23 protein-coding genes are annotated in these 25,201 nt (G+C 64.6%); 12 read left to right on the top strand and 11 right to left on the bottom strand.

Annotated features, from left to right (window positions below; all coding sequences use genetic code 11):
• Positions 1-4 precede the first annotated feature (4 nt).
• The 3 genes from nuoC to P1P91_RS10365 form a co-directional block, all read right to left on the bottom strand.
• Entirely contained in the window at positions 5-1,756 is a 1,752-nt protein-coding gene (gene nuoC, locus P1P91_RS10375) for an NADH-quinone oxidoreductase subunit C/D (RefSeq protein ID WP_311882437.1), read from the bottom strand.
• Positions 1,757-1,806: 50 nt separating this feature from the next.
• Positions 1,807-2,487: an NADH-quinone oxidoreductase subunit B gene (locus P1P91_RS10370; RefSeq protein ID WP_311882436.1), complete on the bottom strand. Its 681-nt coding sequence runs from the start codon at positions 2,485-2,487 to the stop codon at positions 1,807-1,809.
• Positions 2,488-2,582: 95 nt separating this feature from the next.
• Positions 2,583-3,008 carry an NADH-quinone oxidoreductase subunit A gene (locus P1P91_RS10365; protein WP_311882435.1) on the bottom strand — a complete coding sequence of 142 codons (426 nt, stop codon included), beginning with the start codon at positions 3,006-3,008 and terminating at the stop codon, positions 2,583-2,585.
• Positions 3,009-3,328: 320 nt separating this feature from the next.
• Between P1P91_RS10365 and P1P91_RS10360 the strand changes: the two genes are divergently transcribed.
• Genes P1P91_RS10360 through trpC form a run of 3 tightly spaced genes read left to right on the top strand, consistent with a single transcriptional unit; the run spans position 3,329 to position 5,804 of the window.
• Positions 3,329-3,925 carry an anthranilate synthase component II gene (locus P1P91_RS10360; RefSeq protein WP_311882434.1) on the top strand — a complete coding sequence of 199 codons (597 nt, stop codon included), beginning with the start codon at positions 3,329-3,331 and terminating at the stop codon, positions 3,923-3,925.
• Between the two features lie 34 nt (positions 3,926-3,959).
• On the top strand, positions 3,960-4,991 hold the full coding sequence (gene trpD / locus P1P91_RS10355; RefSeq protein WP_311882432.1) for an anthranilate phosphoribosyltransferase: 1,032 nt from the start codon (positions 3,960-3,962) through the stop codon (positions 4,989-4,991).
• Positions 4,992-5,000: 9 nt separating this feature from the next.
• The gene (trpC, locus tag P1P91_RS10350; protein ID WP_311882430.1) at positions 5,001-5,804 is read left to right on the top strand and encodes an indole-3-glycerol phosphate synthase TrpC; all 804 of its coding nucleotides are present in this window, start codon (positions 5,001-5,003) and stop codon (positions 5,802-5,804) included.
• Between the two features lie 192 nt (positions 5,805-5,996).
• On the opposite strand, the gene ydiJ is transcribed toward trpC, so the two are convergent.
• Positions 5,997-9,095, bottom strand: coding sequence for a D-2-hydroxyglutarate dehydrogenase YdiJ (gene ydiJ, locus P1P91_RS10345; RefSeq protein WP_311882429.1), 3,099 nt, complete (start codon positions 9,093-9,095; stop codon positions 5,997-5,999).
• A 93-nt stretch (positions 9,096-9,188) separates the two neighbouring features.
• Positions 9,189-9,767, bottom strand: a complete 579-nt coding sequence (locus tag P1P91_RS10340; protein ID WP_311882428.1) for a DUF4202 domain-containing protein — start codon at positions 9,765-9,767, stop codon at positions 9,189-9,191.
• Positions 9,768-9,934: 167 nt separating this feature from the next.
• Here P1P91_RS10340 and serS point away from each other — a divergent pair, with 167 nt between their 5' ends.
• On the top strand, positions 9,935-11,212 hold the full coding sequence (gene serS / locus P1P91_RS10335) for a serine--tRNA ligase (RefSeq protein WP_311882427.1): 1,278 nt from the start codon (positions 9,935-9,937) through the stop codon (positions 11,210-11,212).
• Here the strand turns inward: serS and P1P91_RS10330 are convergent.
• Positions 11,209-12,093: an SIMPL domain-containing protein gene (locus tag P1P91_RS10330; RefSeq protein WP_311882426.1), complete on the bottom strand. Its 885-nt coding sequence runs from the start codon at positions 12,091-12,093 to the stop codon at positions 11,209-11,211. The two genes, serS and P1P91_RS10330, sit on opposite strands and share 4 nt — an antisense overlap.
• Positions 12,094-12,388: 295 nt before the next feature.
• On the opposite strand from P1P91_RS10330, the gene P1P91_RS10325 reads away from it, so the two are divergent.
• Positions 12,389-13,513: an AI-2E family transporter gene (locus P1P91_RS10325; protein ID WP_311882425.1), complete on the top strand. Its 1,125-nt coding sequence runs from the start codon at positions 12,389-12,391 to the stop codon at positions 13,511-13,513.
• A 107-nt stretch (positions 13,514-13,620) separates the two neighbouring features.
• Here P1P91_RS10325 and trxA read toward each other — a convergent pair whose 3' ends face one another.
• Complete coding sequence (trxA, locus tag P1P91_RS10320) at positions 13,621-13,941, bottom strand: thioredoxin (RefSeq protein ID WP_311882424.1); 321 nt, start codon at positions 13,939-13,941, stop codon at positions 13,621-13,623.
• A gap of 287 nt (positions 13,942-14,228) precedes the next feature.
• Between trxA and cysB the strand changes: the two genes are divergently transcribed.
• Positions 14,229-15,203: an HTH-type transcriptional regulator CysB gene (cysB, locus tag P1P91_RS10315; protein ID WP_311882423.1), complete on the top strand. Its 975-nt coding sequence runs from the start codon at positions 14,229-14,231 to the stop codon at positions 15,201-15,203.
• A gap of 28 nt (positions 15,204-15,231) precedes the next feature.
• On the opposite strand, the gene P1P91_RS10310 is transcribed toward cysB, so the two are convergent.
• Complete coding sequence (locus P1P91_RS10310; RefSeq protein ID WP_311882422.1) at positions 15,232-15,855, bottom strand: phosphoadenosine phosphosulfate reductase domain-containing protein; 624 nt, start codon at positions 15,853-15,855, stop codon at positions 15,232-15,234.
• 113 nt (positions 15,856-15,968) lie between these two features.
• Positions 15,969-17,330 (bottom strand): aminodeoxychorismate synthase component I, encoded by a 1,362-nt coding sequence (pabB, locus tag P1P91_RS10305; RefSeq protein ID WP_311882421.1) that lies wholly within the window; start codon positions 17,328-17,330, stop codon positions 15,969-15,971.
• 126 nt (positions 17,331-17,456) lie between these two features.
• On the opposite strand from pabB, the gene P1P91_RS10300 reads away from it, so the two are divergent.
• From P1P91_RS10300 to P1P91_RS10280, 5 genes are all read left to right on the top strand, one after another.
• Entirely contained in the window at positions 17,457-18,491 is a 1,035-nt protein-coding gene (locus P1P91_RS10300; protein WP_311882018.1) for an IS110 family RNA-guided transposase, read from the top strand.
• Between the two features lie 314 nt (positions 18,492-18,805).
• Entirely contained in the window at positions 18,806-19,060 is a 255-nt protein-coding gene (locus P1P91_RS10295) for a hypothetical protein (RefSeq protein WP_311882420.1), read from the top strand.
• Positions 19,061-19,062: 2 nt separating this feature from the next.
• Entirely contained in the window at positions 19,063-19,953 is an 891-nt protein-coding gene (prpB, locus tag P1P91_RS10290; RefSeq protein ID WP_311882418.1) for a methylisocitrate lyase, read from the top strand.
• Positions 19,954-20,016: 63 nt separating this feature from the next.
• Positions 20,017-21,144, top strand: a complete 1,128-nt coding sequence (prpC, locus tag P1P91_RS10285; protein ID WP_311882417.1) for a bifunctional 2-methylcitrate synthase/citrate synthase — start codon at positions 20,017-20,019, stop codon at positions 21,142-21,144.
• A gap of 134 nt (positions 21,145-21,278) precedes the next feature.
• Complete coding sequence (locus tag P1P91_RS10280) at positions 21,279-22,754, top strand: bifunctional 2-methylcitrate dehydratase/aconitate hydratase (protein ID WP_311882416.1); 1,476 nt, start codon at positions 21,279-21,281, stop codon at positions 22,752-22,754.
• A gap of 7 nt (positions 22,755-22,761) precedes the next feature.
• Here P1P91_RS10280 and P1P91_RS10275 read toward each other — a convergent pair whose 3' ends face one another.
• Positions 22,762-23,040 carry a ComEA family DNA-binding protein gene (locus P1P91_RS10275; protein ID WP_311885782.1) on the bottom strand — a complete coding sequence of 93 codons (279 nt, stop codon included), beginning with the start codon at positions 23,038-23,040 and terminating at the stop codon, positions 22,762-22,764.
• Between the two features lie 288 nt (positions 23,041-23,328).
• Between P1P91_RS10275 and pyrF the strand changes: the two genes are divergently transcribed.
• Positions 23,329-23,967 carry an orotidine-5'-phosphate decarboxylase gene (gene pyrF, locus P1P91_RS10270; protein ID WP_407650619.1) on the top strand — a complete coding sequence of 213 codons (639 nt, stop codon included), beginning with the start codon at positions 23,329-23,331 and terminating at the stop codon, positions 23,965-23,967.
• A gap of 21 nt (positions 23,968-23,988) precedes the next feature.
• On the opposite strand, the gene lapB is transcribed toward pyrF, so the two are convergent.
• Entirely contained in the window at positions 23,989-25,188 is a 1,200-nt protein-coding gene (gene lapB, locus P1P91_RS10265) for a lipopolysaccharide assembly protein LapB (RefSeq protein ID WP_311882413.1), read from the bottom strand.
• Positions 25,189-25,201: the final 13 nt, after the last annotated feature.

Below are 25,201 nucleotides of genomic sequence, written 5' to 3'. Positions count from 1 at the left end.
CTAGTTAGCGATCCACGTCGGCCATGACGAAATCGAGGCTGCCCAGATGGGCAATCAGGTCCGGCACGAAGCCGCCGCGCATCAGCGCCGGAATTTGCTGCAGGTGCGGGAAACTCGGCGTGCGGATGCGCGTGCGGTAGCTCATGGTGCTGCCGTCGCTGGTCAGGTAATAGCTGTTGATGCCCTTGGCGGCCTCGATCATCTGTAGCGACTCGTTGGCCGGCAGCACCGGCCCCCAGGAGACCTGCAGAAAGTGCGTGATCAGGGTCTCGATGTGCTCGAGCATGCGCTCCCGGGGCGGCGGCGTGGTCAGCGGATGGTCGGCCTTGAAATCGCCTTCGGGCATGTGGTTGATGCACTGCTGGATGATGCGCAGGCTCTGGCGCATTTCTTCGATGCGCAGCTGGCCGCGGTCGAAGGCGTCGCCGTTGTGCCCCAGCGGAATCTCGAAATCGAAATTCTCGTAGCCGGAGTAGGGGCGCTTCTTGCGCAGGTCGAAATCGCAGCCGGTGGCGCGCAGGTTGGGGCCGGTTACCCCCCAGGCCAGGGCGTTGGCGGTGTCGAAGGCGGCGACGTGGCGAGTCCGGTCGCGCACTACCGAGTTTTCCATCATGACGCGCTCGTATTCCCTGAGCCGCGCCGGCATCCAGTCGACGAACTCCTGCATCAGCCGGTCCCAGCCCCGGGGCAAGTCCTGCATCAGCCCGCCGATGCGGAACCACGCCGGGTGCATGCGAAAGCCGGTAATGGCTTCAATGACGTGGTAGGCCTTCTGCCGGTCGGTAAAGGTGAAGAACACCGGCGACATGGCGCCCAGGTCCTGCAGGTAGGTGCCCAGAAACAGCAGGTGGCTGGTGATGCGGAAAAGCTCCGACATCATCACCCGCACCGTGGCGGCGCGGTCGGTGACCTGGATGCCGGCCAGCTTTTCCACCGCCAGTACGTAGGGCAGGTTGTTCATCACCCCGCCGACGTAGTCGATACGGTCGGTATAGGGGATAAAACTGTGCCAGGACTGGCGCTCGCCCATCTTTTCCGCGCCGCGATGGTGGTAGCCGATATCCGGCACGCAGTCGATGATTTCCTCGCCGTCCAGCTGCAGCACAATGCGAAACGCGCCGTGGGCGGAAGGGTGGTTGGGCCCCAGGTTCAAGAACATGAACTCGGCGTTGTCGCGCTCGCGCTGCATGCCCCATTCTTCGGGCACGAAGCGCATCGCCTCCTGCTCCTTGTCCTGGCCCTCTACGGTGAGCGTGTAAGGGTCAAACTCGGTGGCCCGGGCGTGGTGATCCTTGCGCAGCGGATGGCCGTTCCAGGTCGGCGGCATGAGGATACGCCGCAGATTGGGATGGCCGGCGAACTCGATGCCAAACATGTCCCAGACCTCGCGCTCATACCAGTCGGCGTTGGGGTAGACCGCAATGACCGTGGGCAGGGAGAGATCGCGCTCGTCCAGCGCCACCTTGAGCATGATGTCGCGATTGCCGGAGACCGACAGCAGCTGGTAGACCACGGTATAGTCCGCGGCGGGCAGGCCCCCGCGGTGGCCGCGGATACGCTCGTCCACCGCGGTGAGATCGTAGAGCATCTCGAACGGCTCGGGCAGCCGACGCAGCGCGTCGAGCACTTCGACAATGGCGTCGCGGCGCACCCAGACCACCGGCATGCCGGCAAGCGTGGGCTGCTCGCAGTGAAGCTTGTCGCCGAAGCGCTGGCGTAGCGTATGGACAATCGCGGCGGAGGCATCTGTGCTCATGGTGGTGCAGGTTCTCCTTGGCTAAAGGCGGTGCCGCCCGGCTTTGGGCGCTAAACGCTGTCCGGCGTGCGCAGCTCGGTGGCCTGGATCCGCCGATCGCGGTGTTTCTCCCGCTGAGAGGGCATTTCCGCACGGTAAACGCCCTGGTCGCCGACCACCCAGGACAGCGGGCGACGCTCCTCCTGGATCGAGTCCTGAAGCAGCTGCAGCCCCTGCAAAAAGGCCTCCGGGCGGGGCGGGCAGCCGGGCACGTAGACGTCGACGGGGAGGAATTTGTCCACTCCCTGAACCACCGAGTAGATATCGTACATACCGCCGGAGTTGGCGCAGGAACCCATGGAAATCACCCACTTGGGTTCCAGCATCTGGTCGTAGAGCTGCTGGATGACCGGCGCCATTTTCACGAAACAGGTGCCGGAGATCACCATGAAGTCCGCCTGGCGCGGAGAAGCGCGCAGCACCTCGGCGCCGAAGCGCGCGACGTCGTGGGGAGCAGTAAACGCCGTGGTCATTTCCACATAGCAGCAGGACAGCCCGAAGTTATAGGGCCAGAGGGAGTTCTTGCGCCCCCAGTTCACCGCCGAGTTGAGCACCTCTTCCAGCTTGCCGGTAAACACGCTGCGGTGTACCTGCTGCTTCATCGGGTCGTCGACGCGCTGGCGCTCGCCCAGCGGATAGCGGTCATTCTGCTGCGCCATGGCGTCGTCGGCCCGGGTCAGGGTATATGCCATGTCATGCCTCCCGACTGAAATCGTTGAGTGACGGCCGGAAACGTTTCGGCCCGGGTGCTTGCTTAATGCCGGTAGCGAGTGGAGCCTGCGCCGCTTCAGCCGCGCCGCGCGCTTCCCCGGTGCATTCGTTCGCTGCCAATCGGCGCCCAGTCGAGCGCGCCGGAGCGATAGTCGTAGATCAGCCCGGCAAGCAGGATGCCAATGAAAACGGCGGCTCCCCAGAAGCCCGGCCAGCCCGACTCGCGTACTGATACGGCCCAGGCAAACAGGAAGACGGCTTCAATATCGAAGATCACGAACAGCATCGCCACCAGGTAAAACTGGATGGAGAAGCGCTGCCGGGCGTCACCGGCGCCAAGGATGCCGCTTTCAAACGGAACGGGCTTGCTGCGCCCCTGGCTGCGCCCGCCCAGCAGCGCCGAGGCGCCGATCATGAACGCACACAGCAAAAAAACGGCCAGGACAAAAAGCCCGATGGCCCAGTACTCGGCGATCAACGCATTGGCACTGTCGAGTGGCATAAGGCGTACCCGTTACGGTGTCTGGGAAAGCTGTCCGGCGGCTCGTGACCTGGTTTCATGGGCGCCCTGCGCTAGCAGGAGCGGGACGTTGCGGGCCGGCGTGCTGCTGTCTTCGAGCACCTAGCTAAGCATTAAAGCAGGCGGTAGTTCAAGGGTAGCTAAAAGTCCGGACGCCTTGAATCGCCCCGGGGGCGGCCGGCTCCGTGCACCCTGGCGGCGGGGTGCGTTACACTCGTAGGACAAGAGCCGGCCGGTAGCAAGCGGGCCGCGAAGTCGATGAATAAACGCCTGGACGACCCGGCAAACAACAGGATGATGTGATGGCCAAACCGGCAAAGATCGTCATGATCGACAACTACGACAGCTTCACCTACAACATCGTCCAGTACCTGGGGGAGCTGGGGGCCGAAGTGCAGACCTGGCGTAACGACGCGGTCACCCTTGCCGACATTGACGCTCTGGCGCCGAGCCACCTGGTAATTTCTCCCGGGCCCTGCACGCCCGACGAAGCGGGCATCTCCCTGGAGGCCGTTCGCCACTTTGCCGGCCAGCTGCCCATTCTGGGCGTGTGTCTGGGGCATCAGGCCATCGGCCAGGCCTACGGCTGCCGCGTGGTTCGCGCCCCGGCAGTGATGCACGGCAAGACCTCTGCCGTGGGGCACACCGGGCAGGGCGTGTTTGCCGGGCTGGAAAACCCGCTGGAAGTCACCCGCTACCATTCGCTGGTCGTGGAGCGCGAGAGCCTGCCCGAGTGCCTGGACGTTACCGCCTGGACCCCGGACGACGACGTGACGCCGGGGCTGGTCATGGGGCTACGTCACCGCGAGCTGGACGTTGAAGGGGTGCAGTTTCATCCCGAATCGATCTTGACCCGCCAGGGCCACGGGCTTTTGGCGAACTTTTTGCAACGCGCTTGAACCGGCGCATCACCAGCACGAGGCCCACCTTTTCATGCAGATACGAGACGCAATCAATGCGCTGATGCGCCGCGAGAACCTGTCGTTTGACCGGATGCACGCGCTCATGCGCCAGATCATGACCGGGGACGCCAGCGACGCCCAGGTCGGCGCGCTGCTCATGGGGCTTGCCATGAAGGGCGAAACGGCTACCGAGATCGGCGCCGCCGCCCAGGTCATGCGCGAGCTGATGAACCGCGTCACGCCCGACGTCAAGGGCGGCGTGGTGGACATTGTCGGCACCGGCGGCGACGGTGCCAACCTGTTCAACGTTTCCACCGCCTCGAGCTTCGTCGCCGCCGCGGCCGGGGCGCGGGTGGCCAAGCACGGCGGGCGCAGCGTGTCATCATCCTCCGGCAGTGCGGATCTGTTTGACGTGGCGGGGATCTTTCTCAACCTGGATGCCGAACAGGTAGCCCGCTGTATTGAAGAGGTGGGCGTGGGCTTCATGTTCGCCCCCAACCACCATCCGGCCATGCGCCACGCCGTGGGGCCGCGCCGCGACATGGGCGTACGTACCCTGTTCAATATTCTCGGCCCGCTGACCAACCCCGCCGGCGCGCCCAACCAGCTTTTGGGCGTGTACGACCCGACCCTGGTGCCGGTACTCGCCGAGGTGCTGCAAAAGCTCGGCAGTCGCCACGTGATGGTGGTGCACTCGGATGACGGGCTGGACGAAATTTCCCTGGCGGCGCCGACGCAGGTGGCCGAGCTGAAAAACGGCGAGATCACCCAGTACCGCCTTACCCCGGAGGAGCTTGGCATCGAGCGCCAGGGGCTGGTGTCGCTGAAGGCCGACGGCGTGGAAGACAGCCTGCGTCAGGTGAAGGCCGCGCTGAGCGGCGAAGGGGCTCCGGCAGATATCGTTTCGCTCAACGCCGGCGCCGCACTTTACTGCGCCGGCGTGGCCGAGACGCTGAAGGACGGCGTACAGCTGGCGCGCAGCGCCCAGCAGGAGGGGCGGCCGCTGGCAAAAATGCGCGAGCTGTCGCGCTTCACCACCCAGTTCAAACCCCAATCCCAGTGAGATGACATCATGAGCGATCAGGCTAGGCCCACCGTGCTGACCCGTATTCTGGCGCGCAAGGACGAAGAAGTGGCCGAGCGCCGCCGGGCCGTGCCCGAAGCCGACCTGGTGGCGCTGGCCGAGCAGCAAAGCGCCCCGCGCGGCTTTATTCGCGCCTTGAACGGGCGCATGGCGGCCGGTGAGGCGGCGGTTATCGCCGAGATCAAGAAGGCCTCGCCGTCCAAGGGCGTCATCCGCGAAGACTTTGCTCCGGCCGCGATCGCCCAAAGCTACGCCGACGGCGGCGCGGCCTGCCTCTCGGTGCTCACCGACGCGGACTTCTTCCAGGGCCACGAGGATTTCCTCATCGCCGCCCGGGACGCCTGCCGGCTCCCGGTGATCCGCAAGGACTTCATCACCCACGGCTATCAGGTCACCGAGGCCCGGGCCATCGGCGCGGACTGTATCCTGCTGATCGTTGCCGCCCTTGACGATGCCAGGCTTGCCGAGCTCAACCGCCGGGCCCATGAGCTGGGCATGGACGTGCTGGTGGAGGTCCACGACGCCCACGAGCTGGAGCGCGCGCTGAAGCTTGACCTTGAGCTTGTTGGCATCAACAACCGCAACCTCCACACCTTCGACACCACCCTCGATACCACGCTGGATCTGCTCAAGAAAGTCCCCGAGGGCGTGACGGTAATCACCGAATCCGGCATCCACACCAGGGAAGACGTGGCCAAAATGCGTGCCCACAACGTCAACGGCTTTTTGGTGGGCGAGGCCTTTATGCGCAAGGAGAGCCCCGGGAAAGCACTTGAGGCGATGTTTTTCTAGGCTCATCGATCCTTCGATAATGTGTGGTGGGAGCGCCCAAAAAACGGGCGTAAACGCCATTCACTGCGCGAATATGGTTTACAGGCAGTCCCTTTCGCGGACGAAAGTCCGCTCCCACCCGGCTGGATAGCTCAGCGCCCGCAAGGCACCTTTTCAGCGGGCCTGAGAAAACATGCCGTGTAGCTGCGTGACTCAGCCCGTACGCTTCATGGCGTGAAGCAGCGCCTGCAGCGGGTGGGGCAGGGCAGCGTTTGAAAAGCGGCCGGCCTGGCTGCGGCAGGAGTAGCCGGTGGCCAGCAGGCGGCCTTGGCGCTCTTCGGCCTCGACCACGGGCTGCCAGGACTGGGCGTAGATGGTTTTCGACGTCTCGACGTTGCGGGTTTCGTGGCCGTAGGTACCGGACATGCCGCAGCAGCCGCTGGCAAGGGTTTCAAGCTCCAGGCCGAAGGCGGCGAAGACCCGCTGCCAGGCGCGGGGGCTTTGGGGCTCGCTGGTCTTCTCGGTGCAGTGGGACAGCAGCCGGTAGCCGCCTTCGGGGCCGGCAAGCGGGGCTACCGGGAGCGTATTCAGCCGGGTGGCCAGCCATTCCTGCAGCAGGTGCACCGGCGGCACGGCGTCTTCCCCCAGCGCCTTGACGTATTCCTGCCGGTAGCACAGCGTCATCGCCGGGTCGATGCCCACCAGCGGCACGCCGAAGTCGGCCAGGGTGCACAGGCGCCGGGCCTGTTTCTCCGCGGTGCGGTGGAACGCGCCGAGAAAGCCCTGGACGTCGAGCGGCTTGCCGTTGGCGGCGTAGGGCATGACAAATACCCGCAGGTTGAGTCGGGATAAAAGCTCGACCACGTCCATCACCAGCCTGGCTTCAAAGTGGGTGGTGAAGGCGTCCTGGACGATAATCACGCTGTTAGCGCGCTGCTGCTCGGTGAGCAGGCCGAGCGCGGTGGGCGTGGCGGGGCTGACGCCCCAGGCCCTGAGCTGCTTTTTCAGGCTCGCCCGGGCGATCGTCGGCGAGTCGCTCATGCCCAGCCCCCGGCGCATCAGGGTGTCCCCCAGGCGGCTGGTGAGCAGGCCGTTGTAGAGCGGCGCCACCTTGGCAAGGGTGGGCAGCAGAAACTCGGTGGTGCCGATCAGGTAGTCCCGCAGCGGGCGCAGGTAGCGGCCGTGGTAGACCTCGAGAAACTGCGAGCGGAACTGCGGCACGTTGACTTTCACCGGGCACTGGCTGGCGCAGGATTTGCACGCCAGGCAGCCGGCCATGGCCTCGTACACCTGGTGAGAGTAGTCGTCGCGGCCCCGGCGGCTCAGGGTGTTATAGGCGCGCAGCGGCAGATGGGCGATAAAGCCGCCGATGCCCTCGGCCTTTTTCTTGCGCGACTCTTCCACCACGTCGATGCCGGCTTCGGTTTGCAGCCGCAGCCACTCGCGGATCAGGCTGGCGCGGCCCTTGGGTGAATGAATGCGCTGGCGGGTGGCCTTCCACGACGGACACATGGGGTCGTCGACGTCGTAGTTGTAGCAGGCGCCGTTGCCGTTGCAGTACACTGCGGCGTCGTAGGACTGCCAGGCGCGCTCGTCGATGGTGCGATCAAGCTCGCCCCGGGTGGTGACGCCGTCGATGGCGAGAAGGGCGGGGTCGCTTTCCCGGGCGATCAGCCCGCCGTCGTGGCGGGGCGAGGCGATCTTGCCCGGGTTGAGCTGGTTGTGGGGATCAAAGGCAGCCTTGACCCGCTGCAGGCTGGGGTAGAGCTCGCCGAAGAATCGGGGCGCGTATTCCGAGCGAATGCCCTTGCCGTGCTCGCCCCACAAAAGGCCATGGTAGCGCTGGGTCAGCGCGGCCACCTCGTCGGAAATCTCGCGGATCAGCCGCGCCTGCTCGGGGTCCTTCATGTCGATGGCCGGGCGCACGTGGAGCACGCCGGCGTCGACGTGGCCAAACATGCCGTATTTGAGCTCGTGGCGATCCAGCACGGCGCGAAACTCGGCGATGTAGTCGGCCAGGTGCTCCGGCGGCACGGCGGTGTCTTCGACAAACGGGATCGGGCGCTTCTCGCCCCTGGCGTTGCCCAAAAGCCCCACCGCGCGCTTGCGCATGGCGTAGACCCTTTGCATGGCGCTCCGACCCTCGGCCAGGGTGTAGCCCAGCCGGGCAACGCTGGTATCCTCGCCCAGGTGGCGGGTAAAGCTCGCCACGCGTTCGGCCAGCCTTTCCGGATCGTCGTCGTTGAACTCCACCAGGTTGATGCCGCGAATGGGCGTGTCGCCGTCGGGGAAGAACTCGGCCACGCCGTCCCAGACGAAGTCGTCCATGGCCAGCAGCAGCACGGTGTCGTCGATGGTTTCGATGGACGTCGGCTGCGCCTTGCCCATCAAGGCCTTGGCATCCCTGAGAGCGTCCATGAAGCCCGAGTAGCGCACGTTGACCAGCGTCGAGTGGCGGGGGATGGGCAGCACCTTGAGCACCGCCTCGTTTAATAACCCCAGCGAGCCTTCCGAGCCGCACAGCAGGCTGTTGATATCCAGGTGGCCTGCGTCGTCGCGCAGGTGGGCCAGGTCGTAGCCGGTGAGGCAGCGGTTGAGCGGCGGAAACGTCGCGGCGATGAGCTCGGCCTTGCGATCGATGATGTCGGCGGCGGTGCGGTGAATAGCGCCGATCATGCCGCGCCGGGCGCAGGTGTCGCGCTCTTCGTCCGGCGCAAGGGCGTGGCTTGTCAGGCGCTTGCCGCCCAGCAGCACGGTGTCGAGCTCAAGCACGTGGTCCCGGGTCTTGCCGTATTCGCAGCTGCCCTGGCCGCTGGCGTCGGTGGAGACCATCCCGCCGATGGTGGCGCGGTTGGAGGTGGACAGGTCCGGGGCAAAGAAGAGCCCGTAGGGCCTGAGCGCGGCGTTGAGCTGATCCTTGACCACGCCGGCCTGGACCCGTACCCGGCGGTTTTCCACGTCGATCTCGAGGATGCGGTTCATGTGCCGGGAAACGTCCACCACCAGCCCGTCGGTGAGCGACTGGCCGTTGGTGCCGGTGCCGCCGCCCCGGGGAGCAAGGACGATATCGCGGTTGGGCACTTCGCCGGCAAGCTTGGCGATGCGCTCAAGGTCCTCGGCGTGGCGGGGGTAGAGCACTGCCTGAGGCAAGCGCTGGTAGATGGAGTTGTCCGTGGCCGCGACGGTGCGGCTGGCGTAGTCCGGGGCAATCTCGCCGTCGAAGCCGCTGGCCTTGAGCGCTTCGAGAAAGCGCACGTAGTCGGCGCTTGCGCGCTCGAGAGGGACTGTCTGCCGAGTCAGGGATGCAATCATGGGGTATCAGCACCGTCACAGCCGGAAAGCCGGAGATCAAAGGGAAGTCACCAGTTTAACGCAGCCGCTCCCGGGCTGCACACGGGCGCTACCTCAGGTCGGCGCGTCCGCCAGGGCCTCCTTGACGATGGCCGCGGAGGCTTCGGACATGGGCAGGGCAAGCGCCAGCTCCCGAGCCCGGGGCGACATCTTGCGCCAGGTTTTCTGGACGATGCGGATCAGGTGGTCGCGCTCGATGGTGCGCGAGAAGTCGGCAAAGTAGTTTTCCAGAAAGACCAGGCAGGCGCAGTCTTCAAGCGTCTGCACCTCGGCGTCGCGCTTAAGGCCCTGCTTGCGAATGATCCTGGCGGCACGCTCGGCCTCAGCCTCGGCGTAGCCGGCATCGATCATCAGCTTAGCCGTGGTCTCGCCGGCCCGGCGACTCTGGTCGCGGCGCCAGGTCAGGTAGCCCGCGCGGCCTTCGGGGTAGTCGGCCCGGGGCAGTCGCCAGCGCTCAAGGTGTTGGGCGCGCACGGCCAGGCGCAGAATCTCGCCTGGCTCGCCGTCAAGGTGTTCAAGCCAGGCGCTCATGCGCCGGGCGTAGACCAGCTCCTTGGGCTCGGCTGCGCCGTCCACCTCAACGGTGCGTGGGTCGCCGCGGTGAATTTCGTCAAGGGCGTTGAAAACGATCATGAAAGGCGTTGAGGCATCGCTGCGGGTCATGGTGTCTCGCGGTGGTGGGATGAGTTAAGAGGTGGAGCCAACCATAGCTCCACGACGGGCTTTTGCCTACAATGGCGGCCCTTGGCACGGGCGCTTGTTGCCGCCTGTCTTTCTGTTTTCAGCCCGGAGGATGACTCATGCTCGACCCGAAACTGTTGCGCGGAGATCTGGAGGCGGTGGCCCGGCAGCTGGCTCGCCGCGGCTATACCCTGGATACCGAAGGGCTTGCCGCGCTGGAGTCCCGCCGCCGCGAGCTGCAGACCCGGACCGAACAGCTGCAGAACGAGCGCAATACGCGCTCCAAGGCGATCGGCAATGCCAAGGCCAGCGGGGAGGACATTCAGCCGCTGCTGGATGAGGTGAGCGATCTGGGCGACCGGCTGGACGAGGCCAAGCAGGCCCACGCCGAGGTGCAGGAGGAGTGGGAGCACGCCGTCAGCGGGATTCCCAACCTGCCCCACGAGAGCGTGCCCGACGGCCACAGCGAAGACGACAACGTCGAGCTTCACCGCTGGGGGGCGCCGCGCGAATTTGATTTCGAGGTGCTTGACCACGTGGATCTGGGCAAGAAGTCCGGCTATCTCGACTTTGACCTGGCCGCCAAGCTCACCGGCGCGCGCTTTGCCGTGATGCGCGGCCCGGTGGCGAAGCTGCACCGGGCGCTGGCGCAGTTCATGCTCGATACCCAGACCGAGAGGCACGGCTACGAAGAGTGCTACGTGCCCTATATCGTCAACCGCGACTCGCTGGTCGGGACCGGGCAGCTGCCCAAGTTCGGCGAGGACCTGTTCCGCCTGGACGACGAACGCGAGTACCACCTGATTCCGACCTCGGAAGTGCCGCTGGCCAACTTCGTGCGCGACGAGATCGTCGAGGCTGAGGCGCTACCGCTGAAGCTGACGGCCCACACGCCGTGCTTTCGCAGCGAAGCCGGCTCCCACGGCAAGGATACCCGGGGCATGATCCGCCAGCACCAGTTTGACAAGGTGGAAATGGTGCAGGTTGTCGAGCCCGAGCAGAGCTATGAGGCGCTGGAGCAGATGCGCGACCACGCCGAAGCGATCCTGCAGGCGCTGGAGCTGCCCTATCGCGCCATGACGCTGTGCGCCGGCGACATGGGCTTTGGTGCGGCCAAGACCTACGATCTGGAAGTGTGGCTACCCAGCCAGGAGACCTATCGGGAAATTTCCTCGATTTCCAACTGCGAGGATTTCCAGGCCCGGCGGATGCGGGCGCGCTATCGCCACCCCGCGGCGAAAAAGCCGCGGCTGGTACATACGCTGAACGGCTCCGGCCTGGCGGTGGGGCGCTGCCTGCTGGCGGTGCTGGAAAACCACCAGCAGGCGGACGGCACGGTCACCGTTCCCGAGCCGCTGCGGCCGTACATGGGCGGCGCAGAGTCGATTCGCCTTTAAGCGTCGCTATCACTTTCGTTATTGCTGTCTCTGCCGGCGGCGCTGTCTGCGTCGGCACTGCCTTCAAGCGTCCACTCAGCGGTGACCCCGGCCTCGATCTCAACGGTCCCGGGGCGATATTCCATAGCCGGTGCCGAGGCTTCGGCCTGGCTGCGCGAATCGGCGCTTGCGCTCATCATGCGCGGGGAAAAGCCCGGAGAGCGGGTTTCCTCGACGTGCTGCACGCGGCCAAGCTCTGACTCCAGGGTGTCTGCCATCAGCTCGGCCTTGTGGCGGGCCTTTTTCAGCGCCCGGGTCAGCGCCCTGTCGGTGGCGGCCTGGCGGTCCTTGAGATCAAAGGTCACGCCGTCGAGGCGGTTGACGTCGGCGGCCATCAGCGCGCCGAGCACGCCCTCGAGCCGGTCCAGGTCGTCGAGCTGAACGGTGATCGGACGCTCCAGCCGCGTGCTCGTCAGGGACTTGCCGTCATTATCCTGTCCGGTGCCTCGGGTCTCATCGCGGCGCGGGTGCACGCCCAGCGAGCCGGCGCTGATGGCGTCGCGGTCAATGCCGGCGCCGTCTTCAAGCGTGTCGATCAGGCTGGCGGCGCGCTCTTCCAGGGTGTCGCGCGCTTCCCGGCGGGCTTTCTGATGCCGTTGGCGCTGCTGTTCTTCAGCGAGGTCGACAGCGGGGGTATCCTCCCATAGCCGAGCGCGAACGGTGGCGCGATCGGGCGTTACCTCAACGGTGGACTGCGCCTGTACCACGATGCCCGGCGTACGGGCGCTGTCGGCCAGCGAGGAAGAGGCGGCGGTGAAAACGCCGAGCGCCAGCGAAAAAAGCAGCGCAATACGGCCACTTGCGCCGTTGTGACGGCGATAGCCAAGCGTATGATATCGCATGGAAAAACTGCCCCCTATAGTGAGAACTACGAAAAAGACGTTGCCGTGCCAAGCTGTCCTAGCTTGCCTTGCTGGCCCTAGTATGGCAGCCGTGGTGGAAGCGCGGCTGCTCTTGCACGATGGTTTCAATTTTTCCGTGCCGGTTTGAGGCATGCTGTGGCTCCTGCTGCCCAAGCCTTTTGGGCGCCGACGTTTTACGGGGCAGAAAAAAGGCGCCACTATCGGCCGGTAAGGCTAACAACGCTCTTCCATGCTATTGAATCATCCCCCAAGCCAACTACCAGAGACTCGCTAAATGCTCAACGAATCGGATCCGGGCTATCGCAGCATACCGCTTCACGCCACCCTGGCACTGGCCGCGCTGGTGATCATCGTTGCCGGCATGAAGCTCGGGGCTAGCCTGCTGGTACCGCTTTTGCTGGCGTTTTTTATCGCCGTGGTATGCACCGAGCCGGTGCAGTGGCTTCACCGCCGCGGGCTGCCCATGCGCGCTGCCGTCCTGCTTACGTTGCTGGTGCTGATGGGGCTGGTCACGCTGCTGGGGTTTCTCGTCGCCAACAGCTTCAGCACTTTTGTCGAGGCGCTGCCGGATATCGAGACCCGGCTGCGCCAGACCTACTGGCAGGCCCTCAATCAGCTTTCGGCGTTTGGCCTGGCGATTAATCCCAAGGAGATCGAGGCGCTGTTTGGCGGAGAAGGGGACACCACCTGGGTGCCCATGCTGCTAAGCGAGCTGGGCAACTTTTTCATGCAGAGCATGGTGGTGTCGCTGCTGGTGGTATTCATGATGTTTGAGACGCTGCATTTTCGGGGGAAGGTGTCGCTGGCGCTGGCCAATCCGGCGCCCAGTCTCGAGCGCTTTGCCGAGTTCAGCGTCACGCTGAAGCGCTACCTGGCGGTAAAGACGGTGATCAGCCTGACAACCGGGATTCTCATCTGGCTGGCCTGCCTGCTGGTGGGCGTCAAGTTTGCGCTGCTTTGGGCGGTGCTAGCGTTTGCGCTGAACTTTATTCCCAACATCGGCTCGGCGATTGCCGCGGTGCCGCCGGTTCTGCTGCTGCTGGTCAGTCAGGATGGCGGCATCGGCGAGGCGTTTTTACTCTCGCTTGCCTATCTGGTGGTCAACTTCGTGCTGGGCAATTTGGTAGAGCCGCGGCTGATGGGGCGGGCGCTGGGTCTGTCCACCCTGGTGGCGTTTTTGTCGCTGGTGGTGTGGGGCTGGATTTTCGGCGTGGCGGGGCTGTTGCTGTCGGTGCTCTTGACCATGACGCTCAAGATCGCCCTGGACAGCCATCCGCAAACCCGGTGGATGGCCCACCTCTTGGGGCCGGGCTCGCGCCTGGAGGGGGATGGAGAGCGCGGTTTGCGCCAGGCCAGGCGCCCGCCTTCGCGGCGCCGGCGAGACGCCGATGCCGATTGATGGCGAGCGAGAGGATTTGGGTTGACGTGCTCGAGCGACGCCTGGACCGGCCGCGCCAGCGGCCGGTTTTTTTGCGCCCTGGGCTCTGTGACAGAGGGGCGGTGCTGTCAGGCGTTCTGGTCGAGGAACTGGCTGAGCTGGGACTTGGACTGCGCGCCCACCAGCGAGGCCACCTTGGTGCCGGACTTGAACAGCATGACGGTGGGGACGCCGCGAACGCCCTGCTCGGCGGCAATTTCCGGTGCGTCATCGACGTTGATGCTGGCCACCTTGACGCTGCCGTCGCGCTCGTCGGCGACTTCGTCGACCACCGGCGCCATCACCTTGCAGGGGCCGCACCAGGGGGCCCAGAACTTGAGCAGTACCGGCTGTTCGGCGTTGAGCACTTCCTCTTCAAAGTTGGCGTTGGTGACGTCTACGTTGGACATTGTCTTCTCCCGTTTGCGTTGCTCTTGATGTGTCGTTGCCGTGTCCGAAGCAACGGCTCCAGGCGTGTTTCAAGCGCTTTCACCGCGCCAAGCCGGCAAATGTTAGCCGGCATGGCCAGGACTGGCAACTCTGCGGATGCCCGCTGCCGCTGATGAGACGCTGACCGTTTTCGGTAGGCAGCAATGCTGGCATCTTCTATGCTTTAAAAGTATTATAAAGATGTTTTTTATTCTTCAAAGAGAATGTCAGCCGCTTGAACGGGCTGCCACCAAGAAAAGGCCAACGCATGAAGCTACAGCAGCTACGCTACATCTGGGAAGTCAGGCGGCACAATCTTAACGTCTCGGCCACCGCGCAGAGTCTTTATACCTCGCAGCCAGGGATCTCCAAACAGGTGCGCCTGCTGGAAGACGAGCTGGGCGTGGAAATTTTCGCCCGCAGCGGCAAGCATCTGACCCGGGTCACGCCGGCGGGGGAGGCCATTATCGAGCTGGCGGGCCAGGTGCTGCGGCTGACGGAGAACATCAAGGAGGTGGCCCAGGAACACAGCGACGAACGGCGCGGCAGCATGGCCATCGCCACCACGCACACCCAGGCACGCTATGCGCTGCCCCCGGTGATTGCCGAATTTACCCGCAAGTATCCGGACGTGGCGCTGCATATGCAGCAGGGCACGCCCAAGCAGATTGCCCAGATGGTCAGCGAGGGTCAGGCCGACTTTGCCATTGCCACCGAGTCGCTCGAGCTGTTCACCGACCTGATACTGCTGCCGTGCTACCGCTGGAATCGCTGCGTGCTGGTGCCCAGGGGCCATCCGCTGACCCGTCTTGACGGCGCCCTGACCCTGGAGGCTCTTGCCGGCTACGCCCTGGTGACCTATGTGTTCGGCTTTACCGGCCGTTCGCAGCTGGATGATGCCTTCAGGGCCCAGGGCCTTACGCCCAACGTGGTGCTGACCGCGGCGGATGCCGACGTGATCAAGACCTATGTGCGCCTGGGCATGGGCGTGGGCATTGTGGCGGGCATGGCGGTTGACGAGGCGCTGGACAGTGATCTGGTCGCGCTCAGGGCCGATCACCTGTTTGAAAGCTCGACGACCAAGATCGGCATTCGCCGGGGCACCTTCATGCGCGGCTACATGTATGACTTTCTCGCCCGCTTTGCGCCGCACCTGGACCGGGACCTGGTAGACGCGGCCCTGACGGCCGGGCCGCGCCACGAGAAAACGCTGTTTGACGATATTCGTCTGCCGGAATACTAGCGGCCGCGCCGGGCGGCCTTTTTCAGCCTCAATGCTGCAGGTGCAGCCCGCATTCGCGCTTTTCCTCGACCTTGGTGGGGTCAAAGTAGTCGACGTTGTCGGGCAGGTCGTGCGCCACCCGATAGTCGTACATCTGGCTGGTACTCCAGTGAAGCAGCGGGGCGATTTTCAGCAGGTCGTCACCGCCTTTGCTTGCCGGCTGCATCCTGGCACGCTCGGCGGTGTCCTCGGCGCGAAGGGCGGTGAACCAGACGTCCGGTCGCATCTCGTCAAGCGCGCGTTCGAACGGCTCGATTTTGACTTCCCGGGTAAAGGCGGCGTGGCGCGGATCGTCGATGCCGGGAAAGTCGCCCTCCAGCGCCTCGCGGTGGGCGCGGGTGCGCCGGGGCACGTAGCTGACAAGATTGAGGTCGAGCCGCCGGACCAGCTCGTCGGCAAAACGGTAGGTGGCGGGGGTGTTATAGCCGCTGTCCATCCACACGACGGGAATGTCCGGCTTTACCCGGGTGACCATGTGCAGGATGACCGCTTCAAACGGGCGGAAGTTGGTGGTGCACAGAGGCCGCTTGCCCTGGCGCATGGCCCATTCGATGAGAGCGAGTGGGTCGTGACCGAGGTCGCGGTTGACGGTAGCGAGCGCGGGGAAGGCCATCGTGTCTCCTGTTGCCGTGGTGAATGGCGGAAGATTAACAGGAAGGCCGACAGACGCCCCAATAACGTTTTGTTTGGTTTGTATATTTCTTTTGGTTTTTAAATTTTATTTTTTTATTCCAGTGAGGACAGGAGGTGGCGGATCTTGTCCAGGGTTTCGGCGTATTCCGTGTGTGGGGCCGAGTCGGCGACCAGGCCGCCGCCGCCCCAAACGTGCAGCGCCTCGCCGTCGGCCAGCACCGTGCGGATGGCTATGGAAGTATCCATATGGCCGCGCGCGTCCACGTAGCCGAGACTGCCGCAGTAGAGGCTGCGCTGGCAGGGTTCCAGCTCGTCGATGATCTGCATGGCGCGGACTTTCGGCGCGCCGGTAATCGAGCCGCCGGGGAAAGCGGCTTCCAGCAGGGCAAGCGGTGAGCCACCTTCAGCAAGCTCTCCCTGCACCACGCTGACCAGGTGGTGCACGTTGGGGTAGCTTTCCAGCCCGCAAAGCCTGGGGACGCGCACGCTGCCCGGGCGACATACCCGACCGAGATCGTTGCGCAGCAGGTCCACGATCATCACGTTTTCGGCGCGGTCCTTGGCGCTGTGCTGCAGCTCCCGTGCCTGGGTGCGATCGCTTTCCGGGGTGTCGCCTCGGGGGCGGGTGCCCTTGATCGGGCGGGTTTCCACAAGGCCGTCGCGGACCTGGATAAAGCGCTCGGGGGAGAGCGACATCACTGCCTTGTTCTCCCAGGCCATGAAGGCGGCAAACGGCGTCGGCGTGGCTCGACGCAGACGGCAGTAGGCGCCCCAGGGATCGCCCCGGTAGCGGGCGGTAAGGCGCTGGGCGAGGTTGATCTGGTAGCAGTCCCCGGCGCGAATATAGTCCTGCACCCGGGCAAAACGCTCGGCGTAAGCTTCCCTGGACATGTCGGCACGAAACGGCGCAGCCAGGCGGAATTCCTCATGGGCGACTGGCGGCTGTTCCAGCCGTTGCTGCACTGCCGCAGCCCGACGCTTCGAAGCGGCGAGCCAGGTTGTCTGCGCTTCGTGGTCGGTGATGATCGCCCAGTCGTAAAGCCCCAGGCGCGCGGCGGGCAGCGAAGTGGCGGCGGGCCTGGCGCTGTCAACGCCCTGGTGCGCACGGCCCAGGTCGTAGCCCCAGTAGCCCATGAGGCCGCCCAGAAACGGAAGCTCGCTTTCCACTGTGGGAAAGGGCAGTTGCTCCAGCAGCCAGGCCTGGGCGGCAAAGGCATCGGTGATCCCGGCGGGCAGGGCGGCAAGGGTGTCGGCGTGGCATCTTAGATGCGGCTGGCCATTGGCGTCTACATGCAGGGTGCCCAGCGGGTCGCTGCTCATGATGTCGTAGCGGCCGCGAGCTTCCGGACGGCCGCTATCGAGCAGTACGGCGCCCGGGCGGCGGCGCAGCCGGGCAAACAGCGAAAGCGGTTCGCGGGCGTAGGGCAGCGGGACAAGCGTCAGCGGCTGGGTCATGGTCGAAGGAGGTTGCCTTGCTGTCGTGGGAAATGGGATGGACCCGTCCTTCTGTGCCAAGCTGGATATAACATCTAGCCAGCAGTGCACAGAACACTGACGGCATCGGTGAAGGAGGATCCATCCATGAAACAGATTAGCATTATAGGCATTGACCTGGCGAAACACGTTTTTCAACTGCATGCCGTGGATGCGCACGGTCACAAAGTATTCAGCAAGCAAGTCCGGCGAGAGAAGTTACGCTTGACGCTGGCCCAAATTCCGCCTTGCCACGTCGCCATGGAAGCGTGCGGCTCCGCTCATTACTGGGCGAGAGACATTGGCACGCTGGGCCATGAGGCCGAGCTACTGCCACCGCAGGCGGTCAAGCCCTTCGTGCTGGGCCACAAGAACGATGCGCGCGATGCCGCGGCTATCGCCGAGGCTGCGGCGCGCCCGGCCACGCCTCGAGTGACGATCAAGACGGAAGCACAACAGTCCCTGCAAGCAGTGCACCGAGTACGCAGTCGGTTAGTGCGCGAACGCACCGCCGTCGGCAACGAGCTGCGCGGCCTGCTGGGCGAGTTTGGTCTAATCGTGTCGCAGGGGCACGCGGTGATACGCCAGGGCGTTATTCGTGAGCGGCTGGACGAGCAACGGGCGCGGCTGGGGGAAGAACTCTACACCCTGCTGAACGACCTGCTCGATCAATGGCTCGAGAACGATGCCCGGATCGCGCGCTATGACAAGCGTCTGCAGCGTCTGGCCAGGGCATCAGATGACATGCAGCGGCTGATGAGTCTGCCCGGCATCGGCCCGATCAATGCGACGCTGTTGTTCAGCCATCTGGGCGATCCGGCGCGATTCCCCAACGGACGTCAGTTCAGCGCCTCGTTGGGGCTAGTGCCACGCCAGCATTCCAGCGGGGGTCGCAACCAGTTGATGGGGATCACCAAACGCGGCAATGGCGAGGTTCGAAAGCAGTTGGTGCACGGTGCCCGCGCGGCATTACGCCAGTTCCAACGTCAGGAACATCCCGACCGGCTGTCCCGTTGGGCCTGCTCGTTAGCGGCGCGTCTTGGGCAACGCAAGGCCATTGTGGCCCTGGCGAACAAGATGGCGCGGATTTGCTGGTCGCTATTGGCCCATGAACGGCGCTATCAGCCGCAGGAGGCCGCTTGATGATACCGAACAAACAGGGAATATAGCTTAGCATGCGATAAGTTACCCAACCCCGAGGTTGCGCAGGCGAGATGCTTCGATGGCATAACGGGTCAGACCGGCTTTCTGTCACTCTGTAAAGTGCGCAGGCCCATCACGAGGCCGAGTGGGAGATCAGAGCAGAGAGCGCGTATTCCATCAGGGCCAGGCACGGCAAGTGCCATCAATAGGCCGGATATAAGCGTGCAGTCCTCACTCTTATGCGTTGTTGCTTCTGGCTTGCACAACAGGACGGGTCCATATAAGCGCCCTATTCTAGGGATGGGGCGTCGGCCTTGCCAGATGCCGAAGGCGCTGCCGAGAAAGCGCCGGCAAAAGTACCGGCGAAAGTACCGGCGAAAGTACTGGCAAAAGAAAAGTACTGGCAAAAGTACTGGCAAAAGTGCTGGCAAAAGTACTGGCAAAAGTGCTGGCAAAAGTGCCGGCGCTGGGCACGCGGCGCTTATACCTTGGGGGTAAACCCGGGTGTCGCCGCTGGCTGGCGGATGAAACGATCTGTAGTATTTGAAGCGTCTTTTCAGCGAGGATGACCATGACCGCACTCACCCCCGGCGCGCGCTTTCGCGCCGCGCTCAACCGGAGCCACCCGCTGCCGATCCTCGGCACGATTAACGCCTACACTGCGCTGATGGCCGAGCGCGTGGGCCATCAGGCGATTTATCTCTCCGGCGGCGGGGTGGCCAACGCCTCTTTTGGCCTGCCGGATCTGGGCATGACCACCATGAACGACGTGGTGGAAGACGCCCATCGCATTTGTGGCGCTACCGACTTGCCGCTGCTGGTGGATATCGATACCGGCTGGGGCGGGGCCTTCAACATTGCCCGCAGCGTCAAGGAGATGCAGCGCGCCGGCGTGGCCGCGGTGCACCTGGAAGACCAGGTATCGCAGAAACGCTGCGGCCACCGGCCCAACAAGGCGATTGTGCCCCAGGCGGAAATGGTCGATCGCATCAAGGCCGCCGCCGACGCGCGCCTGGATCCCGAGTTTTTCCTCATGGCGCGCACCGACGCTTTCCAGAAAGAAGGGCTGGACGCCGCCATCGAGCGGGCCAACGCCTGCGTCGAGGCCGGCGCCGACGGCGTGTTTGCCGAAGCGGTGCACAGCCTCGACGACTATCGCGCCTTCTGCGAGCGCGTCGACGCGCCGATTCTGGCCAATATTACCGAGTTCGGCGCCACGCCGCTGTTCACCCAGGCCGAGCTCGGGGAGGCGGGCTGCGACATGGTGCTTTACCCGCTGTCGGCGTTTCGCGCAATGAACGCCGCCGCGCTGAAGGTCTACCAGAGCATCATGGACGAGGGCCACCAGCATAGCGTGGTGGATACCATGCAGACCCGGGACGAGCTCTACGATATCCTCGGCTATCACGAGTACGAGCAGAAGCTGGACGCGCTGTTTGCCGGAAAGAGCGATGAAGCCTGACAGAGGCCATGCGCTTACGCGGCCGGCGCGCCTGCGCCATTCATTTTCGTTCAGGAGACCACTATGGCGGAGCAGAAACTCAGCGGTGCCGGCCTGCGCGGCCAGAGCGCCGGCGAAACCGCGCTTTGTACCGTGGGCAAGTCAGGCTCGGGGCTGACCTACCGCGGTTTTGACATCCAGACGCTGGCGAATAACGCCCGCTTTGAAGAGGTGGCCTATCTGCTGCTCAAGGGCAAGCTGCCCAACCGCGCCGAGCTTGATGCCTATGTTGCCCGGCTGAAAAGCCTGCGCGGGCTGCCCGACGCGCTCAGAGCCGTGCTCGAGCAGATTCCCGCCGATGCCCACCCCATGGACGTGATGCGTACCGGTGCCTCCATGCTGGGCAATCTGGAAACCGAGGAAAGCTTCGACGCCCAGCAGGACGTGGCCGACCGCTTTGTCGCGGCGCTGCCCTCGATCATCGCCTACTGGTACCGCTTCAGTCACGGCGGCGAGCGTATCGAGACCCAAACCGACGACGACTCCACCGGCGCGCATTTTCTGCATTTGCTGCACGGCAGAGCGCCGAGCCGGCTGCACGCCGACGCCATGAACGTCTCGCTGATCCTCTACGCCGAGCACGAGTTCAACGCCTCGACTTTCACCGCCCGGGTGTGCGCCTCGACGCTTTCCGATCTGCATTCCTGCGTTACCGGCGCCATCGGCACCCTGCGCGGCCCGCTGCACGGCGGTGCCAACGAGGCCGCCATGGAGATGATCGAAGGCTTTGACTCCCCGGATGACGCCGAGCGCGGCATGCTGGAAAAGCTCGAGCGCAAGGAAAAGATCATGGGCTTTGGGCATGCCATTTATCGCGAGTCCGACCCGCGCAACGCCATCATCAAGAAATGGGCGGCAAAGCTTGCTGACGACGTGGGCGACAGCGTGCTCTACCCCGTCTCGGTGCGCTGCGAAGAGGTCATGTGGCGGGAGAAGAAGCTGTTTTGCAACGCCGACTTCTTCCACGCCAGCGCCTATCATTTCATGGATATTCCCACCAAGCTGTTCACGCCGATTTTTGTCATGGCCCGGGTGACCGGCTGGTGCGCTCACGTGTTCGAGCAGCGCGCCAATAACCGCATCATCCGCCCCAGCGCCGACTACACCGGCCCCGAGCATCGCGACTGGGTACCCATCGACCAGCGTGACTGACTTGCCAGCCCGAGGTCACTGCCCGGCAGCCTGCGCCGCCGGGCAGCTTCTATCCCCTACAAAAGCCACCCTTGCCCGGCACCGGCCATGCCTGCCCGTCAGAGGGTTTTCGCCCACGAGCCAAAGAGGTTTATATGTCCGACGACAACCAGCGCCCCGACTACGATCCCGAACTGCAGCGTATTGCCGACTATGTGCTGAGCGCGCCGGCGCCCTCGGCCGAAGCGTGGGAAACGGCCCGCTACTGCCTCATGGATACCCTGGGCTGCGGCCTGCTGGCGCTGCGCTTTCCCGAGTGCACCAAGCACCTCGGGCCCCAGGTGCCCGATACCCAGGTGCCCCACGGCGCTCGGGTGCCGGGCACCTCGTTTAGCCTGGACCCGGTCAAGGCGGCTTTCGACATCGGCACCGCGATCCGCTGGCTGGACTACAACGACACCTGGCTTGCCGCGGAGTGGGGCCATCCTTCGGATAACCTGGGGGCGATCCTCGCCGTGGCCGATCATCTGTCCCAGCAGCGTACGGCTCGGGGCGAAGCGCCGCTGACCATGGATGACGTGCTCCAGGCGATGATCATGGCCCACGAAATCCAGGGCGTGCTGGCGCTGGACAACAGCTTCAACCGCGTGGGGCTGGATCACGTGGTGCTGGTCAAGGCGGCCTCGACGGCGGTGTCGGCGTGGCTGATGGGGGCAGACCGCGAACAGCTGCTGTCCGCGCTGTCCCACGCCTTTGTCGACGGCCAGAGTCTGCGCACCTACCGCCACGCGCCCAATGCCGGGTCGCGCAAGAGCTGGGCTGCGGGGGACGCCACGGCGCGGGGCGTGCGCCTGGCCGACATGGCCATGCGCGGCGAGATGGGCATTCCCGGCGCGCTGAGCGCCCCGCAGTGGGGCTTTTACGACGTGGCTTTCAGCCACACCAACCGGGATCTGGCCACCAAGCCGGAAAGCGAGCGCCGCTTCAGCTTCCAGCGCGAGCTGGGCTGCCATGTGATGGAAAACGTGCTGTTCAAGATTTCCTTCCCCGCGGAGTTTCACGCCCAGACCGCCTGCGAAGCGGCCATGGCGCTGCATCCGGACGTTGCCGATCGCCTGGACGAGATCGAGCGCATCGAGCTTGTGACCCACGAGTCGGCCATCCGCATCATTGCCAAGACCGGGCCATTGGCCAACCCGGCCGACCGCGACCACTGCCTGCAGTACATGGTCGCCGTGCCGCTGATTTTCGGTGAGCTTGGCGCCGAGCACTACGAAGACGAGTTTCACGCCGCGCATCCGGAAATCGACCGTCTCCGAGGGCTCATGCAGGTGGTGGAAGAGCCGCGCTACTCCGCCGATTACCTGGATCCCGACAAGCGCTCCATCGCCAACGCCGTGCAGGTGTTTTTCACCGACGGCAGCCGCACCGACAAAATCGAGGTGGAATATCCCATCGGCCATCGCCGCCGGCGGGAGGAGGGCATGCCCGAGCTGGTCGAGAAATTCACCCGTCATCTGGCCACGCGCTTTCCGCCCCGGCAGGCGGACGCCATTCTGGCTCAGTGCAGAAGCACCGGCGCGCTGGAAGGCACGCCGGTGCACCGGTTCATGGATCAGTGGCGGATATAGCGGGCGTTTAAAACTCGACCTCGTCGCGAATCTTGTCCACCGTGGCCTCGCCGATACCGCTGACCCGGGTAAGGTCGTCGGCGTCTTTAAACTCGCCGTTGGCCTCGCGTTCCTTGATCAGGGCTTCGGCACGGCTGGGACCGATACCCGGTAGCTCTTCCAGCAGCTCGGCATCGGCGGTGTTGACGTTGATGGGGGCTACCTGCTGCGCCAGCGCGCCGCCGGAAAGGCCAAGTGTGAGACTGAGCAGCAGGGCAGCGGTGAGTCCTTTGAGCGTCATGTCGATCCTCCATGGCGTGCGGTAAAGGCAGTGTTCGTGGCGGGAAGGCCTCCCGCTCTTTCACGTTAGCCGGCGGGCCACCGCGGGCTGTCAGACAAGTTGATACGGTGCTGTAAGACAATGACTACGGCCTTGTCATAAAATGACGTACAGGCCCTCTGCCGTCGGGCTTCACCGGCGAGGTGAGGCTGTTATACTGCGCCCATGCCGCCACGCCACAGGAGCCATGATGTGACCACGCCCCCCTCATTGATTATCGCACTGGACTATCCGTCGCTGGATGCTGCCCTGTGCATGGCCGACCGGCTCGATCCGGCGCGCTGCCGGCTGAAAGTGGGCAAGGAGCTTTTTACCCGCAGCGGCCCGGCCGTGCTGGAGGCCCTTCACGGGCGCGGCTTTGAGGTATTTCTCGATCTGAAATTCCACGACATTCCTCACACCGTGGCCAGCGCCGTTCAGGCCGCAGCGGAGCAGGGCGTGTGGATGGTCAACGTGCACGCCGGCGGCGGACGCCGAATGATGGAAGCCGCAGCCGAATGTCTGGCCGCGCAGCGCCTCGCCACGCACCTGATCGCCGTGACCGTGCTGACCAGCATGGAAGCGTCGGACCTGGAAGAGGTGGGGGTCGGCGGAGCGCCGGAAGACCAGGTTCGGCGCCTTGCGCTTTTGGCTCGCGACAGCGGCATGGGCGGCGTGGTGTGCTCGGCCCGGGAGGCCGCGAGGCTGACGGACGACTGCGGCGAGGCGTTTCTGAAGGTAACGCCGGGCATTCGGCCACGCTTTGCCGCCGCCAACGATCAGCAGCGCATCATGATGCCGGCGGACGCCATGCGGGCGGGCAGCACGCACCTGGTGGTAGGGCGCCCGGTAACGCGGGCCGAGGCTCCGATGGCCGCCCTCGAGGCCATCGAAGCGGAGCTTGCTGGCGGCTGAGGTAATCCGTGCAGGCACTAACTACTCGCCTTCGACGCCGGTGATCGGCTTGACGCTGCCCCAGTGACGGCAGCTGGGGCACTGCCAGGTGAGCGTATCGCCGCTGAAGCCGCAGCGCTGGCAGCGGTATCGGGGGCGGTTTTCCAGCAGCGCCCGGGTATGGTGCTTGAGCAGGAAAAGTCGTGAGTCCGGGGGCTCTCGCCCGCTCAGCCGCTGGCTTTCAACGTAAAGGTCCAGCAGGTAGTCGAGCCCGCCAAGGCTTGGCGCTACGCCGAGCCGCTCGCCGGTGCGTTCGATGGCGACATCGACGCCGTCGCGCCGGTGGGTCAGCTCGCCGAGGGTCACAATGACGCTGGTATAGGGGGCCTCTTCCAGCAGCGCAAGCAGATGGCGCTCGAAGCCGGCCTCGTCACCGGCGTTGCGATAGGCACGCTGCAGGCCCGGCAGCATGGTGGGGATATGGGCCTTTTCCTGGTCGGCGATTCGGCCAAGCCGGGTAATGGCGTCCGCATAGTGGCCTTTGTCCATGGCCAGCTCGGCGAGCAGCAGGTTGGCGCGTACGCAGCGGGCGTCAAACTGCAGGGCCTTTTTCAGCCGTCGCTGCGCCAGAGTTCGGCTGGCCTGGGTCACGTCCTGTTCGGCCAGCTCGCACTGCCAGTGGGCGGCCGCTCTCTGCATGTCGGGCTGCTGTTCCAGCAGCGGCTGCATGACCTCAAGGGCGCTCTGCCAATCCTTCTCGCGCTCGAATAGATCGACCAGTAGCCGTCTGGCGGTGACCCGGTGGGCCTCGTGGCGGCTGTCGGCATCGATCTGCTGCAGGAGACGCTGGGCTCGGTCGTGCAGGCCAAGCGCCATGAAGTCTCGCGCCAGCTCCAGCTGTACCTGTTCATTCTGCAGGGCGGAAAGCGCCGGGCGGGCGAGCAGGTTCTGATGGATATTGACGGCCTTGTCGGCTTCGCCGCGGGTGCGGAACAGCTTGCCCAGAGCGATATGGGTATCAACGGTGTCGCTGTTGACTTCAAGCGCCTGGATAAAGGTGTTGATGGCCTCGTCCGGCTGCTCGTTGAGCAAATAATTGAGGCCGATAAAGTAGTCCCGGGACAGGGCCTCGGAGGGATCTGGCGGCGTTTGCCAGGCACGGCGAAGCGCCTGGCGATAGCCCAGCCCGAAGCCGATGGCAATGGCGGCCACCAGCACTCCCAGCAGCACGGCATCGAGCATTCAGGCACTGTCC

Origin of the sequence: Halomonas piscis (assembly GCF_031886125.1) — a bacterium.
Taxonomy (GTDB): Bacteria; Pseudomonadota; Gammaproteobacteria; order Pseudomonadales; family Halomonadaceae; genus Vreelandella; species Vreelandella piscis.
The sequence above is the reverse complement of the archived record's forward strand: the minus strand, read 5'-3'. Positions and strand labels throughout refer to the sequence as shown.

Bases quoted from the DNA above. Each gene is read 5' to 3' on its own strand.
- trpC (WP_311882430.1), top strand. From the start codon at position 5,001: ATGAGCGATCAGGCTAGGCCCACCGTGCTGACCCGTATTCTGGCGCGC.
- P1P91_RS10360 (WP_311882434.1), top strand. From the start codon at position 3,329: ATGGCCAAACCGGCAAAGATCGTCATGATCGACAACTACGACAGCTTC.
- lapB (WP_311882413.1), bottom strand. From the start codon at position 25,188: ATGCTCGATGCCGTGCTGCTGGGAGTGCTGGTGGCCGCCATTGCCATC.
- prpC (WP_311882417.1), top strand. From the start codon at position 20,017: ATGGCGGAGCAGAAACTCAGCGGTGCCGGCCTGCGCGGCCAGAGCGCC.
- trxA (WP_311882424.1), bottom strand. From the start codon at position 13,941: ATGTCCAACGTAGACGTCACCAACGCCAACTTTGAAGAGGAAGTGCTC.
- trpD (WP_311882432.1), top strand. From the start codon at position 3,960: ATGCAGATACGAGACGCAATCAATGCGCTGATGCGCCGCGAGAACCTG.
- P1P91_RS10330 (WP_311882426.1), bottom strand. From the start codon at position 12,093: ATGCGATATCATACGCTTGGCTATCGCCGTCACAACGGCGCAAGTGGC.
- serS (WP_311882427.1), top strand. From the start codon at position 9,935: ATGCTCGACCCGAAACTGTTGCGCGGAGATCTGGAGGCGGTGGCCCGG.
- ydiJ (WP_311882429.1), bottom strand. From the start codon at position 9,095: ATGATTGCATCCCTGACTCGGCAGACAGTCCCTCTCGAGCGCGCAAGC.
- pabB (WP_311882421.1), bottom strand. From the start codon at position 17,330: ATGACCCAGCCGCTGACGCTTGTCCCGCTGCCCTACGCCCGCGAACCG.
- cysB (WP_311882423.1), top strand. From the start codon at position 14,229: ATGAAGCTACAGCAGCTACGCTACATCTGGGAAGTCAGGCGGCACAAT.
- P1P91_RS10325 (WP_311882425.1), top strand. From the start codon at position 12,389: ATGCTCAACGAATCGGATCCGGGCTATCGCAGCATACCGCTTCACGCC.
- pyrF (WP_407650619.1), top strand. From the start codon at position 23,329: ATGGCCGACCGGCTCGATCCGGCGCGCTGCCGGCTGAAAGTGGGCAAG.
- P1P91_RS10310 (WP_311882422.1), bottom strand. From the start codon at position 15,855: ATGGCCTTCCCCGCGCTCGCTACCGTCAACCGCGACCTCGGTCACGAC.
- P1P91_RS10340 (WP_311882428.1), bottom strand. From the start codon at position 9,767: ATGATCGTTTTCAACGCCCTTGACGAAATTCACCGCGGCGACCCACGC.
- P1P91_RS10370 (WP_311882436.1), bottom strand. From the start codon at position 2,487: ATGGCATATACCCTGACCCGGGCCGACGACGCCATGGCGCAGCAGAAT.
- prpB (WP_311882418.1), top strand. From the start codon at position 19,063: ATGACCGCACTCACCCCCGGCGCGCGCTTTCGCGCCGCGCTCAACCGG.
- P1P91_RS10300 (WP_311882018.1), top strand. From the start codon at position 17,457: ATGAAACAGATTAGCATTATAGGCATTGACCTGGCGAAACACGTTTTT.
- nuoC (WP_311882437.1), bottom strand. From the start codon at position 1,756: ATGAGCACAGATGCCTCCGCCGCGATTGTCCATACGCTACGCCAGCGC.
- P1P91_RS10280 (WP_311882416.1), top strand. From the start codon at position 21,279: ATGTCCGACGACAACCAGCGCCCCGACTACGATCCCGAACTGCAGCGT.
- P1P91_RS10365 (WP_311882435.1), bottom strand. From the start codon at position 3,008: ATGCCACTCGACAGTGCCAATGCGTTGATCGCCGAGTACTGGGCCATC.